12 protein-coding genes are annotated in these 12,724 nt (G+C 57.8%); 10 read left to right on the forward strand and 2 right to left on the reverse strand.

Going from position 1 to position 12,724, the window contains the following annotated elements; all coding sequences use genetic code 11:
* The first annotated feature begins 4 nt into the window (after nucleotides 1–4).
* The 4 genes from ihfB (at nucleotide 5) to lpxK (ending at nucleotide 5,599) form a co-directional block, all read left to right on the forward strand.
* A complete protein-coding gene (ihfB, locus tag EGY12_RS15400; RefSeq protein WP_004928264.1) occupies nucleotides 5–289 on the forward strand; it encodes an integration host factor subunit beta in 285 nt (94 codons plus the stop codon).
* A gap of 314 nt (nucleotides 290–603) precedes the next feature.
* Nucleotides 604–2,835, forward strand: coding sequence for a ComEC family protein (locus EGY12_RS15405; protein WP_371415430.1), 2,232 nt, complete (start codon nucleotides 604–606; stop codon nucleotides 2,833–2,835).
* 35 nt (nucleotides 2,836–2,870) lie between these two features.
* On the forward strand, nucleotides 2,871–4,619 hold the full coding sequence (gene msbA / locus EGY12_RS15410) for a lipid A ABC transporter ATP-binding protein/permease MsbA (RefSeq protein ID WP_049272962.1): 1,749 nt from the start codon (nucleotides 2,871–2,873) through the stop codon (nucleotides 4,617–4,619).
* Complete coding sequence (lpxK, locus tag EGY12_RS15415; protein WP_123894504.1) at nucleotides 4,619–5,599, forward strand: tetraacyldisaccharide 4'-kinase; 981 nt, start codon at nucleotides 4,619–4,621, stop codon at nucleotides 5,597–5,599. Before msbA ends, lpxK begins: the two co-directional genes overlap by 1 nt.
* A gap of 2 nt (nucleotides 5,600–5,601) precedes the next feature.
* Here lpxK and EGY12_RS15420 read toward each other — a convergent pair whose 3' ends face one another.
* Nucleotides 5,602–7,008, reverse strand: a complete 1,407-nt coding sequence (locus tag EGY12_RS15420; protein WP_123894505.1) for a VOC family protein — start codon at nucleotides 7,006–7,008, stop codon at nucleotides 5,602–5,604.
* Between the two features lie 525 nt (nucleotides 7,009–7,533).
* Here EGY12_RS15420 and EGY12_RS15425 point away from each other — a divergent pair.
* The 6 genes from EGY12_RS15425 to EGY12_RS15450 all read left to right on the forward strand — a co-directional run bounded on the left by EGY12_RS15425 (nucleotide 7,534) and on the right by EGY12_RS15450 (nucleotide 11,801).
* A complete protein-coding gene (locus EGY12_RS15425; RefSeq protein WP_019454537.1) occupies nucleotides 7,534–7,743 on the forward strand; it encodes a cold shock domain-containing protein in 210 nt (69 codons plus the stop codon).
* Between the two features lie 222 nt (nucleotides 7,744–7,965).
* A complete protein-coding gene (locus EGY12_RS15430) occupies nucleotides 7,966–8,187 on the forward strand; it encodes a cold-shock protein (RefSeq protein WP_004928241.1) in 222 nt (73 codons plus the stop codon).
* Between the two features lie 113 nt (nucleotides 8,188–8,300).
* Entirely contained in the window at nucleotides 8,301–9,527 is a 1,227-nt protein-coding gene (locus EGY12_RS15435) for a winged helix-turn-helix domain-containing protein (protein WP_123894506.1), read from the forward strand.
* 297 nt (nucleotides 9,528–9,824) lie between these two features.
* The gene (locus EGY12_RS15440; RefSeq protein WP_004928237.1) at nucleotides 9,825–10,007 is read left to right on the forward strand and encodes a Trm112 family protein; all 183 of its coding nucleotides are present in this window, start codon (nucleotides 9,825–9,827) and stop codon (nucleotides 10,005–10,007) included.
* Nucleotides 10,004–10,753 (forward strand): 3-deoxy-manno-octulosonate cytidylyltransferase, encoded by a 750-nt coding sequence (kdsB, locus tag EGY12_RS15445; protein ID WP_004928235.1) that lies wholly within the window; start codon nucleotides 10,004–10,006, stop codon nucleotides 10,751–10,753. The genes EGY12_RS15440 and kdsB overlap by 4 nt, the downstream gene beginning before the upstream one ends.
* Before the next feature lie 151 nt (nucleotides 10,754–10,904).
* Nucleotides 10,905–11,801, forward strand: a complete 897-nt coding sequence (locus EGY12_RS15450; protein WP_123894507.1) for a YcbJ family phosphotransferase — start codon at nucleotides 10,905–10,907, stop codon at nucleotides 11,799–11,801.
* Between the two features lie 7 nt (nucleotides 11,802–11,808).
* On the opposite strand, the gene elyC is transcribed toward EGY12_RS15450, so the two are convergent.
* A complete protein-coding gene (elyC, locus tag EGY12_RS15455; protein ID WP_123894508.1) occupies nucleotides 11,809–12,582 on the reverse strand; it encodes an envelope biogenesis factor ElyC in 774 nt (257 codons plus the stop codon).
* Nucleotides 12,583–12,724 lie beyond the last annotated feature (142 nt).

Genomic DNA, 12,724 nt, shown 5'->3' on the forward strand with positions numbered 1-12,724 from the left:
TACTATGACCAAGTCTGAACTTATTGAAAGACTTGCTGGCCAGCAATCTCATATTCCGGCGAAGGCCGTTGAGGATGCAGTGAAAGAGATGCTTGAGCACATGGCCGCAACGCTGGCCGAGGGCGAACGCATTGAGATCCGCGGATTCGGCAGTTTTTCTCTTCACTACCGTGCCCCGCGTGTAGGTCGCAACCCGAAAACCGGTGACAAAGTTGAGCTGGACGGCAAGTACGTTCCTCACTTCAAACCTGGCAAAGAGTTGCGTGACCGCGCCAATATCTATGGCTAGTCGCTGACTGCTCATAGCGTTGTTGCTTGTAAAGAATATAAAACGGTGCCTTTAAGGCGCCGTTTTTTTCGCCTGCGATTCTCTGCGAACCGCTCGTGAATTGCGTACTGCACCGCATTTGCGGTGTAGCTGCTGCATCGGCCTCCCTTATCCTGCCATGTTCACCGCATCTCCGTTAAAGCCCGCTGGCGGCGGCATGTCGCCTCAACGATCCTGCATGCTTGCCATGACGCGTTTTTGCTGATGGTGGAGCCGATGGGAGAAGAGCGATCAAAATTTCGCTGGATCTGGCGATATTCGCCGTTATCTGCGGCATCCTGCCGCTGCTGGTTTTACCGCAGTTGCCAGAGCTATGGCTGCTGTGGCCGATGCTGCTTATCGCCGGTTTACTGCTACGCACCCGTTGGTCGTTCTGCCATTACTTGGCTTGTCTGGGATTGGGATTCATATGGGCGGTTTTCAACGCCGGAAGCCTGCTCGGGCATATGGAGCGCTTAAGCCGCATGCCGGATGTGACGGCGGTGGTGCAGGTAAGCAGCGTCGCACTGGAGCCTGCCGCCAGTAAGCAGACGCTGATGCACCTCGAGCGGATCGACGGCCATTGGTTGGTGCCTGCGCTGGCGTTTACCACGACGTGGGCCCCAGAACGGCAGCGGCTGTGCGCCGGGCAGCGTTGGCAGTTGAAACTGCGTTTACGGCCGGTGCACGGCAAACTCAATGAAGGCGGTTTTGACAGCCAGCGTTGGGCAATCGCACAGCGTCAACCCTTGACCGCGCAGGTCAGACAGGCTCGCTTGTTGGCGGGGGATTGCGGCCTGCGCCAGCGCATAATCAGCCATGCGGAAACCAACATCGGTGAATTGCGTTACAAGACGGTGTTGCTGGCGTTGGCGTTTGGGGAACGCACCGCACTGGAACAGGCTTTGCGCACGCTAATGCTGAAAACCGGCATTGCACACCTGATGGCTATTTCGGGGCTACATGTGGCGATGGTCGCTATTTTGTTTTGGGCGGTACTGCGAGCGCTGCAGTTTTTTCTTCCCGCCCATCTGATTGGTTACCGCTTTCCGCTGGTCGCCGGCTGGGTGGCGACGCTGATCTATGTCTGGTTGGTAGGCGCCCAGCCGCCGGCGGTACGCACCGCGTTGGCGATGACGCTGTGGATGCTGCTGCGCTTGCGCGGCGTTCATTGTTCTTCCTGGCAAGTGTGGCTGTGGTGCGTCGGGCTGATTTTGCTGTGCGATCCGCTGGCGGTATTATCAGACAGTTTCTGGCTATCGGTGCTGGCGGTGGGCTGCCTGATTTTTTGGTTCGAATGGGCGCCGCTCGGCGAGCGATTTCGTTCGGCCTGGTATTGGGCGCCGGTACGCTGGCTGCATATTCAGCTGGGCATGACGCTGTTGCTGGTGCCGATGCAGGTTGCGCTGTTTTTAGGCCTGACGCTGACCTCGCTGCCGGCCAATCTTTGGGCGGTGCCCATTGTCTCATTAGTGACGGTGCCGTTGATTTTGCTGGCGGTGATCGGCGGCGTCTTCCCCTCGCTAAGTTACGGGCTTTGGTGGTTGGCTGATTTCACGTTGAGCTGGGTGTTTGTGCCGTTGAATTACCTGCAGCGCGGCTGGGTGGATTTGGGGGCAACCTCGCTGCTGGCCAGCGTAGGGGGCTGGCTTATCGTTATCTGTTGGCGCTTTCATTGGTGGTGGCGTTACGCACCGGGGCTGGCGACGATAGCGATATGCTGCGTGCTGTGGCGGGGAAAAGACCCTGGATACCGATGGCGCGTTGACATGCTCGATGTCGGGCACGGCTTGGCGATGGTGATAGAGCAGAACGGCAAAGGAGTATTGTATGACACCGGCGATCGTTGGCCTGCAGGCAGCGCCGCCGAGCGGCATATTTTGCCGATGCTGAACTGGCGAGGCATTGAACTGGAACAGATCATTATCAGCCATGCTCATCTCGATCATATCGGCGGGCTGCCGACGGTACGGAGCGCGTTTCCACAGGCGACGGTGCGTAGCCCGATACGCGGCGAGGGACACTTGCCCTGCGTCGCAGGTGAGCGTTGGCGCTGGCAGTCGTTGCAATTCGAGGTGCTGTGGCCGCCGAAAACGCTCAAAAGGCCGGTCAATGACGACTCCTGCGTGATTCGTATCGACGATGGGAAATACAGCCTGTTGCTCACCGGTGATGCGGAAAAGAAAGCAGAGGCGCAGCTGATTCGATTGCGGCGCGATCGCTTAGCGGCCACGGTATTGCAGGTGGGGCATCATGGCAGCAGAACCTCTTCGACGCCGCCGTTTCTGCGCGCGGTCAATCCTGAGGCGGCGCTGGCGTCAGCATCTCGTTACAACAAATGGCGATTGCCGGCGCGGAAAGTGGTCGCCAGATACCGGGCAAATGGCATTGCATGGCGCGATACGACGCGCTCAGGTCAGTTATCGGTACTTTTTTTCGACAACGATTGGCAAATTAAAGGCTTTCGCGAACAATTAATGCCCCGTTGGTACCATCAGCGGTTTGGCGTAGAGGGTGATAATGAGTAAAATAGGCCGCTATTTCTTCCGATGCTGGTATTTGCATGATGAATGATAAAGATCTCTCGACCTGGCAGACGTTCCGTCGACTCTGGCCGATGATCACTCCTTTTAAGACCGGGCTGATTGTGGCCGCCATTGCGTTGATTATGAACGCAGCGGGGGACACGCTGATGCTGTCTCTGCTTAAACCGCTATTGGACGATGGGTTTGGAAAAACCGACAGCAGCGTGCTGGTGTGGATGCCGCTGGCGGTGATTGCGCTGATGCTGATGCGCGGCGTGACCAGCTTTGTTTCAAGCTACTGCATTTCCTGGGTTTCCGGCATGGTGGTGATGCAAATGCGCCGCCGTTTGTTTGGCCACATGATGAGAATGCCGGTGGCCTTCTTCGATCAGCAGTCCACCGGGACACTGCTGTCGCGCATTACCTATGATTCCGAGCAGGTGGCTTCCTCTTCTTCCAGCGCGCTGGTGACCGTGGTGCGTGAAGGGGCTTCGATTATTGGCCTGTTCATCATGATGTTCTACTACAGCTGGCAGCTGTCGGTGATCCTGATCGTGCTGGCGCCGATCGTTTCCATCGCCATTCGTCTGGTGTCCAAGCGTTTCCGCAACATCAGCAAGAACATGCAGAACACCATGGGGCAGGTGACCACCAGCGCCGAACAGATGCTGAAAGGCCATAAAGAAGTGCTGATCTTCGGTGGCCAACAGGTGGAAACCGAGCGCTTCAACTCGGTGAGCAACCGCATGCGTCAACAGGGCATGAAACTGGTCTCCGCGTCTTCCATTTCCGATCCGATCATTCAGCTGATCGCTTCGCTGGCCTTGGCGTTCGTGCTGTTTGCCGCCAGCTTCCCAAGCGTGATGGAAACCCTGACCGCCGGGACTATCACCGTGGTGTTCTCGTCGATGATCGCGCTGATGCGTCCGCTGAAGTCGCTGACCAACGTGAATGCCCAGTTCCAGCGTGGGATGGCGGCCTGCCAGACACTGTTCTCTATTCTGGATATGGAACAGGAAAAAGACACCGGCACCCGCGAAGTGAAGCGTGCGAAAGGCGACATCGAATTCCGCAACGTCACCTTCTACTACCCGGGCAAAGAAACGCCGGCGCTGCGTGATATCAACCTGAAAATTGCCGAAGGCAAGACCGTAGCACTGGTGGGACGCTCGGGTTCGGGCAAATCCACCATCGCCAACCTGCTGACGCGTTTCTATGATATCCAGGAAGGCGAAATCCTGATGGACGGCCACGATCTGCGCGAATATACCCTGGCCTCACTGCGTAATCAGGTGGCGCTGGTCTCGCAAAACGTGCACCTGTTTAACGACACCATCGCCAACAACATCGCCTATGCGCGCGAGAGCGAATACAGCCGCGAGCAGATTGAGAAAGCGGCCGAAATGGCGTACGCGATGGACTTCATCAACAAGATGGAGAACGGCCTGGATACGGTGATTGGCGAAAATGGCGTGATGCTGTCAGGCGGCCAACGCCAGCGTATCGCCATCGCGCGCGCGCTGCTGCGCGACTGCCCGATCCTAATCCTCGACGAGGCGACTTCTGCGCTGGATACCGAGTCCGAGCGTGCCATTCAGGCCGCGCTGGACGAACTGCAGAAAGATCGCACTTCGCTGGTGATCGCGCACCGTCTGTCTACGATTGAGAAGGCGGACGAGATCCTGGTGGTGGAGGACGGCCGCATCGTTGAACGCGGCGAGCACGCCGCACTGCTTGAACAGCAGGGCGCTTATGCGCAGCTGCATCGCATGCAGTTTGGCCAATAATGATTGAGCGCATCTGGTCCGGCGGTTCGCTGCTTTATCTGGCGCTGCTGCCGCTCTCCTGGCTGTATGGCCTGTTCAGCTGGCTGATTCGTCTCAGTTACCGTTGTGGCCTGCGCAAAAGTTGGCGCGCGCCGGTGCCGGTGGTGGTGGTGGGCAACCTCACTGCCGGCGGCAACGGCAAAACGCCGATGGTGATCTGGCTGGTAGAACACCTACAGCAGCGAGGCTATCGCGTTGGCGTGGTCTCGCGCGGCTACGGCGGCAAGTCGGCGGTCTATCCCCTGGTGCTCAATCAGAATACCTCGACCCGCGAGGCAGGGGATGAGCCGGTGCTGATTTATCAGCGCACCGGCGCGCCCGTGGCGATCGCACCCAAGCGAGCCGAGGCGGTGCAGGCTTTGCTGCAACAACAGCCGCTGGATGCGATCATCACCGACGACGGTTTACAGCATTATGCCTTACAGCGTGATTTTGAGCTGGTGGTCATCGACGGCGTGCGTCGTTTCGGCAACGGCTGGTGGTTACCGGCCGGGCCGATGCGCGAGCGTGCCGCGCGGCTTGGCAGCGTCGATGCGCGCATCGCCAATGGCGGCGTGGCGCAGGCCGGGGAGATCGCCATGCGCCTGCAGGCGCGTGAAGCGGTAAACCTGCTTAGTGGTGAACGTCGCCCGGCGGCCGAGCTGCCGCGCGTGGTGGCGATGGCGGGCATCGGTCATCCGCCGCGTTTCTTCGCGACGTTGGAAAAGCTGAACGTCGAGGTGGTGCAGGAAGTGGCGTTTGCCGATCATCAGGAATATCAGCGGGCGCAGCTGGCGGCGCTGGTTACCGCAGAGCAAACGCTGCTGATGACGGAGAAGGACGCGGTGAAGTGTCGCGCCTTTGCCCAGCCCAATTGGTGGTATCTGCCGGTTGATGCGGTGCTACCGTCCGCTCAGGCTGAGCAGCTGCTGCAGGATATCGAATCCCTGCTGTCTAAGTAACCTCAGGATGCCAGCGTGGCGAGCCCCAGGGCTTGTGCGCAGGCTTCCAGCGAACGCTGCTGGGTTTGTTGATACAGCGCCAGCTCGTCGATGACCTCACTGCCCAACGCTTGTTCAAACGCTGCACGGCTGGAAGCGGCGTTGTACTGCGTGTGGCGGTTGTCCCCCAGATTCGACTGGAATATCCCTGCGGCGCTGACCGGCAGAAAGTCTTCATAAACCAGCGGCTGGAAGCGAACGTGTTCTTTCTCGATCAGTTGCTCCAGGGTGCTGTGTTTATCCAGCGACTCTTTGGCTGCCAGGCCGCATTCGGTCGGAAAATAGCGGAACCACGCCAGCTGTTGCTCGCGCAGCGTGGCGTAATCATCAGGAAACGCCCGGAAGTTTTCCTCGAGCAGTTGATAGTAACGCTCGGCATTCTTCTCGCTTGGCGGGGCCTGTAGCGCATCGTTGGTCGCCTGCAGCAGGCGGTCGTAGAGTGCGCGTCCTTTAGGCGTCAGCGCCACGCCGCGTTGTTCGATCTCGCCGAAGCGCGCGGTATGATGACCGGCAACGGCATGGCCGTCGCGCTCAATGAAATCGACGCTTTCTTCCAACGCCTTGAAGCTGGTCTGGCGCAGCAGGATCGCACGGCGGCGGCGCGGCGGGCCTTCGATGACCGCCTTGGGCGTAATGCCGCGGCCGGGCATCGCCTGCTGAACGCGATCGATATCCAGCGTGCGCGGTGTCAGGTGGTTGATATGCGGCCCTTTAAACGCCACTACGTCGGCGATCAATCGATGCTGATCGTGCAACTGCCGGTATTCTTCGGCGCTGACTGTCGCCTGGCTGTGCCAGCGGAAGGTTTCCAGCGCTTGCTCGACAAATTCCTGCGCCTGCGTTTCATTTAATCCGCCTTGCGTTTCTTGCAGCGCGATCAGCTCCAACGCACGATCGGTAAAGATGCGGCGGCGCGCCAGCAAGCGCTCGGCCAGCTCACGCAGCGCCGGATTGTCTATCAGTTCCAGGCGTAGCAAGGAGGTGAACACGCGGAAAGGACTGATCTGCAGCGCGTCTTCATGTACGGCGCGAAAAGCGGTGGAGTGCACCGGAACGCCCGCTACCGACAGGTCATAGTAACCGACTGGCTCCATGCCCATCACCCGGAACAGGCGGCGCAAGGTGGCCAACTCGTCTGCGGTACCGACCCGGATCGCGCCGTGGCGTTCCATCGCCAGGCGTTCTATCTCGCCGGTGATTTGTAGTTGATGAGCCAGTGCGGCATCTTCGCGCAGAACCTGTCGGTTGGTTTCCGCTACCAGTTCCAGCAGATCGCCGTACAGCGGTACCTCTTTTTGGTACATATCCGACATCGCGTGAGAGAATCTGGCGCGGATTTCATTAGGTGAAACGAACTGCTGGGCGGTCATGCGCATAGCTCCTTGATTCAGCATAATCTGAAAAATCGTGTTTTTAGCGGCAAAAGTGCTGGCGAAAAAGCCGTCTGCCTTGTTTTCCCCTCAAGTTTAGCCATCTGATTTGGGATTTGTTATAGGTGCGCCAAGCATATTAGAGTTTTATGCGTTAGCTCTCATTTGCAGCGCACAGACGGACAAGTGATGCGCCGGCCAGGAGGAAGAGGCGGCGGATTGGCTGCGGAGAACGATAAATTAATTCATGTGTATTCAGGGGGATAAAAATAAATTCGGCGTAATGGCGAATTTAATGCAATAAACCTCTTGTGCATTCACCAGTTTTATGAGTAAATGCAAGTCGGCCTGTAATCCAGACCTATTTATGTTCGAGTTTAGAGTTAAGCAGTTCCTCCAAAAACGTTATCATCCGATTCCGCTTCAAAGACGAACCTTCTAAGTACCTCCCATAAGTAATGTTTCTGAAATGGCCCCAATTGCCTCTTATGGCAGGTTTTGTAAATATATTTAAAGGTAAATGTAATGTCTAAGAAGACTGGTCAGGTTAAGTGGTTCAACGAAAGCAAAGGTTTTGGTTTCATTGAGCAGAACGACGGCGGCAAAGATGTATTCGTACACTTCTCCGCAATCATGACCGACGGTTTCAAGACCCTGGCTGAAGGCCAGCGCGTCGAGTACACCATCCAGGACAGCCCGCGCGGGCCGGCTGCCGCCAACGTAGTTGCTCTGTAAGAATACAGGGAACGCGTATAAGAGATCTTAATACAACCATGGTGACGCTTTAGCGCTGACTCATGCGGAAGATATTAAGTTCAACAAGCCCGCCTTAGTGCGGGTTTTTTAATTTTTTGCTCACGAGAGGTTTGTTACGAAAAACTTTAGGATGGGCTGGTAGCGTCCAGACAATATAAAAAATGACGTTGTCAAGGATGCTCAAGTAAAAGGATATAAGTTATGTTTAAAAATACTGTGTTAAAAATGGGTCGCGTGAAATGGTTTAATCAGGCCGAAGGCTATGGTTTTATTTCACCGGTAGATGGCAGCGACGAAATCTATGTCAATCGCAACGCTATCGCCAACACCAAAAATAAGTCGTTGAACGAAGGTCAGAACGTTGAGTTCTCGATCTATCGCAGCTCGCATGGGCTGTCCGCGGCAGACGTTATCGCGTTCTGATCGCACCCTCCTTCCTCGCCAGTGCCGGTGTCGCCACCCGCAAGCACTGGCGAAGATAAATCCCTCGATATCCACTATTATCAGGCCATTGCCTACTTGCCACGGATATCAGGATGACCACCCCGATAATTGCCCTTACCGCCGCTCGCGCGCTGCACCTTGCCGCCCAGGGGCTGCTTTCTCCGCTTAAACGCCAGGCTAAGCCTGATGACGTCGTGAACGCGATTCAGCGCATGGGGCTGTTACAAATTGATACCATTAGCGTCGTCGCCCGCAGCCCATATCTGGTGCTGTTCAGCCGCTTGGGGGCCTATCAGTCGGAATGGCTGGAGCAGGCGCTTGCCGGCCGCAAGCTGTTCGAGTATTGGGCGCATGAAGCCTGTTTCCTGCCGATTGAGGATTTTGGTCTACTGCGGCACCGCATGCTGGCGCCTCATGAGATGGGCTGGAAATATTCCGCCGACTGGGTGCGGCAGCACCAGGAGGCGATGGACAGCCTGCTGCGGCACATCGAGCAACAGGGGCCGGTGCGTTCCGCCGATTTCAACGCCGAAAAAAAGGGTAACAGCGGGTGGTGGGACTGGAAACCGGAGAAACGACATCTGGAGATCCTGTTTACCGCCGGCAAGCTGATGGTAGCCGAACGTCGCAATTTTCACCGGGTTTACGATCTGACCGAAAGGTTGTTGCCGGACTGGGACGATGCGCGTCATACGCTGCCTGCGGAGCGGGCGCGCAGGCAGATGCTGCGCCGCACCTGCCGCTATCTGGGCATTTTCCGCGCGGAATGGTTGGCAGATTACTATCGGCTGAAACGCGTGGCGCCAAAAGCCTTGCTGGCAGAACTGCAGGAGCAGGGGGAGATTACGCCCGTGCAGGTAGAAGGGCTGGAAGGGCAGTTCTATGTGCATGAATCACTGGCGGAACTGTTGCCGCTGGCGGAACAGGGCAAACTCAAATCGACGGTCACCAGCCTGCTATCACCCTTTGATCCGGTGGTTTGGGACCGCCGGCGTGCGCTGGAGTTGTTCAACTTTGACTATCGCCTGGAGTGCTATACGCCGAAAGAAAAGCGCCGTTACGGTTACTTCACCCTGCCGGTGCTGCACCGCGGTGAGCTGGTGGGGCGCATTGACGCCAAGGCACACCGTCGACAGGGTATATTCGAGATCATCAGTTTCCATGCCGAGCCACAGGTACGTTTCGGCAAACAGCGGGCGCAGGATATCCGGCAAGCCATCGCGCGCACGGCCAAATGGCACGGTGCGCAATACGTAGCGCTGGGCAACATTCCGGCCTCATTGGCCGCTGAATGGGGTGCCTGCTGGAAAGTGGGATAACGAGCGACGCTGTCGGTGGGGTAAAACGAAGTTCAGCGCCGCTCGTTACAAAGGGGCTCACTGGCTGTAGTTAGCGAACAGAGCGATGATTTTATGCAGACGTTTGATCACGTATTACGGCCCTTTTTGTGATTTGCATCACAAAATTCTACGCCGAGATGCGCCGCAGTTCAAGCGGTTGCGCCGAAGTGGCGAGGAAATATCGGCGGGTTGATGCCGCCGATGATTAACCTGAGGCCGGGCCTTATGCTATCCTCATCTCCTTTCCCAGATGACCTATCCCCTTGCGGAGGATGCATGGACCACCGTTTACTCGAAATCGTTGCCTGCCCGGTATGCAACGGCAAACTCTATTTCAATAAAGAAAACCAGGAACTGGTATGCAAAGCGGACGGGTTGGCTTACCCGCTGCGCGACGGCATTCCTGTGCTGTTGGAAAATGAAGCGCGTGCACTGTCGCTGGATGAGAAACACGCATGAGTTTTATCGCTATTATTCCCGCCCGCTACGCCTCAACCCGTTTACCGGGTAAACCGCTGGCCGATATTCACGGCAAGCCGATGGTAGTACACGTGATGGAGCGCGCCCGCGAGTCCGGTGCCAGCCGCGTCATCGTGGCGACCGATCACCCAGAAGTCGCCAAAGCGGTGGAAGCCGCCGGCGGCGAAGTGTGCATGACCAGCCCGGATCACCATTCCGGCACCGAGCGGCTGGCGGAAGTGATCGCGCACTACGGTTTTGCCGATGACCAGATCATCGTTAACGTGCAGGGCGACGAGCCGCTGATCCCACCGGTGATCGTCCGTCAGGTGGCGGAGAATCTGGCGGGCAGTCAGGCCGGCATGGCGACGCTGGCGGTGCCGATCGAGAGCGCCGAAGAGGCTTTCAATCCCAACGCGGTGAAGGTCGTGATGGACGCGCAGGGCTACGCACTCTATTTCTCACGCGCTACCATTCCGTGGGATCGCGAACGTTTCGCCGCGTCTAAAGAGAGCATCGGCGACAGCCTGCTGCGTCATATCGGCATCTACGCGTACCGCGCCGGCTTCGTGCGCCGCTACGTCAGCTGGGCGCCGAGCCAGCTGGAGCAGATCGAGCTGTTGGAACAGCTACGCGTGCTGTGGTACGGTGAAAAAATCCACGTAGCGGTCGCGAAAGCGATCCCGAGCGTGGGCGTCGATACGCCGGAAGATCTCCAGCGCGTGCGCGACAGCATCCAACCCTGAGCCTGAGTTTGTCGGCGCGTAGCGCAACGCGCCGACGATGCAACACCCTCCATTATTGATCCCCGTTTTGTTGATCTGCGTTGAAGAATTTTTCCGCTCACCGTTCGATGATGTTATGTATCCCCCCTTATTAGCCTGAGGTGAATGCCTTATGGAGCAGTTACGCGCCGAACTGAGCATTGTGCTGGGTGAGTCCATCAGCCGGCTGGAGCGGGTGAGCGAGCAGCCTTATGCGCATATGTATTCGTTGTACGATCGACAGGGCAACGCGATCCCGTTGATGGCGAAAAGCTTTATCTGTCAGGGCATCGCCCAGCAGGAGGCTTACAAGCTGTCGATGCTGGCGCGCGACGGGGATATTCGTCTGCCCACGGTGTACGGCGTGGTGTGTACTCACCAGGCGCCGTATAAGGAAATCCTGCTGATCGAGCGCCTGCGCGGCGTGTCGGCTGAAGCGCCGACGCGCTCGCCGGATCGCTGGAACATGCTGATGGAACAGATCGTTGACGGGGTATTGGCTTGGCACCGCATCGACAGCCACGGCAGCGTCGGCAGCGTTGACAGCACGCAGGAGAACGACTGGTTTTGCTGGTATCAACAGCGGGTCGAAGTGCTGTGGGCGACGGTGGTCAATCTCACTACCCCGCAGCTGACCATGGCGGATCGGCGTTTATTGTATCGCACGCGCGAAGCGCTGACCCATTTCTTCGTCGGTTTCGACGATCCCTGTGTTCTGGTGCACGGTAACCTGTCGCTGCGCAGCATGCTGAAAGATCCCAAAAGCGATCAGCTGCTGGCGATGCTCAATCCCGGTGTGGTGCTGTGGGCGCCGCGCGAATACGATCTTTTCCGCCTTTGCGAGGCGGGCATGCCCAGTCAACTGTTGTTCCGCTATCTTCAGCGCGCACCGGTCGCCGACTCTTTCCTGGCGCGGCGCTGGCTGTATGTGGTGTGGGAAGCGGTAGGGCGCTTGATCCATACCGGCAAGCTGGAGCGGCGGCCGTTCGACTATGCGTCGCAACAGCTGCTGCCCTGGCTGGCCGGTTGAACGGGCCTTACTCGGTGCCGGCACTTTCCGGGCCTTTCAGCCATTGCCACAGGCTGCCCAGCGTTTCATACCAGGCACGTTCGGTATGGCCGAGGAACATCGACGACGGCGTGGCGCGATCCCAAATATTCAGCGGCGAGTCGATCGCCAACTGGTTGGCCGGCGCCGGGATCGGGTGCAGGCCTTTAGCCTTGAAGAAGCGCATGGCGCGCGGCAGATGGTTGGCGGAGGTCACCAGAATGAATGGCTTCTCGCCGACCAACTTGGCTACCTGAGCGGCTTCTTCCTCGGTATCGCGCGGTTCCCTCAGGATCACCATATCGCTGCGCGGCACGCCCAGGCTTTCGGCCACCAGCGCCGCAGTCGCGGCGTTGCTTTGCATGTTTCCGGCGGACGCGCCGGTAAACACCATCTTGGCGCCGGGATGTGCAAGGTAAAGTCGCACGCCTTCCGTGACGCGCGGTAGGCTGTTGCCGAGCAAATTCGAGCTGGGCGCCCAATCGGGATTGTAGGTATAGCCCCCGCCCAACACCACGATGTAGCTGACCGGATCGCTGCCGCGATAAGTCTGGTATTGGGCTTCGATCGGCCGCAGCAGCCGGTCGGCCACCGGCTGCAGGCTGAAAAGCAGTAAAAACAGCCAGCTCAGCGTAAAAATCGTCTTACCGCTTTTTTGCCAGCGGGTGAACCACAGCAGCAGCAGCGCCAGCCCCATCAGCAGCATTAACAGCGGCAGCGGCATCAGCAGGGCGCCAAAGAACTTTTTCAGGTTGAACAGCATCGAAAATCAGATCCTTTTGGGTGAAAAAGCGGCATCCAGGCATAAACCGGCCGCAAGAAGATTCATTCTAAGCCAGTCTGTGCCAAAATAGCAGGTTTGAATGGGCGTGCGCTTTGCCGCCGACAAGAATGAGATCAGCGGA

It is taken from the genome of Serratia sp. FDAARGOS_506 (assembly GCF_003812745.1).
Taxonomy (GTDB): Bacteria; Pseudomonadota; Gammaproteobacteria; order Enterobacterales; family Enterobacteriaceae; genus Serratia.

What these genes read in the sequence shown, in the direction of transcription:
- ihfB (WP_004928264.1), top strand. Translation starts at nt 5, where the DNA reads ATGACCAAGTCTGAACTTATTGAAAGACTTGCTGGCCAGCAATCTCAT.
- msbA (WP_049272962.1), top strand. Translation starts at nt 2,871, where the DNA reads ATGATGAATGATAAAGATCTCTCGACCTGGCAGACGTTCCGTCGACTC.
- lpxK (WP_123894504.1), top strand. Translation starts at nt 4,619, where the DNA reads ATGATTGAGCGCATCTGGTCCGGCGGTTCGCTGCTTTATCTGGCGCTG.
- EGY12_RS15420 (WP_123894505.1), bottom strand. Translation starts at nt 7,008, where the DNA reads ATGACCGCCCAGCAGTTCGTTTCACCTAATGAAATCCGCGCCAGATTC.
- EGY12_RS15425 (WP_019454537.1), top strand. Translation starts at nt 7,534, where the DNA reads ATGTCTAAGAAGACTGGTCAGGTTAAGTGGTTCAACGAAAGCAAAGGT.
- EGY12_RS15430 (WP_004928241.1), top strand. Translation starts at nt 7,966, where the DNA reads ATGTTTAAAAATACTGTGTTAAAAATGGGTCGCGTGAAATGGTTTAAT.
- EGY12_RS15435 (WP_123894506.1), top strand. Translation starts at nt 8,301, where the DNA reads ATGACCACCCCGATAATTGCCCTTACCGCCGCTCGCGCGCTGCACCTT.
- EGY12_RS15440 (WP_004928237.1), top strand. Translation starts at nt 9,825, where the DNA reads ATGGACCACCGTTTACTCGAAATCGTTGCCTGCCCGGTATGCAACGGC.
- kdsB (WP_004928235.1), top strand. Translation starts at nt 10,004, where the DNA reads ATGAGTTTTATCGCTATTATTCCCGCCCGCTACGCCTCAACCCGTTTA.
- EGY12_RS15450 (WP_123894507.1), top strand. Translation starts at nt 10,905, where the DNA reads ATGGAGCAGTTACGCGCCGAACTGAGCATTGTGCTGGGTGAGTCCATC.
- elyC (WP_123894508.1), bottom strand. Translation starts at nt 12,582, where the DNA reads ATGCTGTTCAACCTGAAAAAGTTCTTTGGCGCCCTGCTGATGCCGCTG.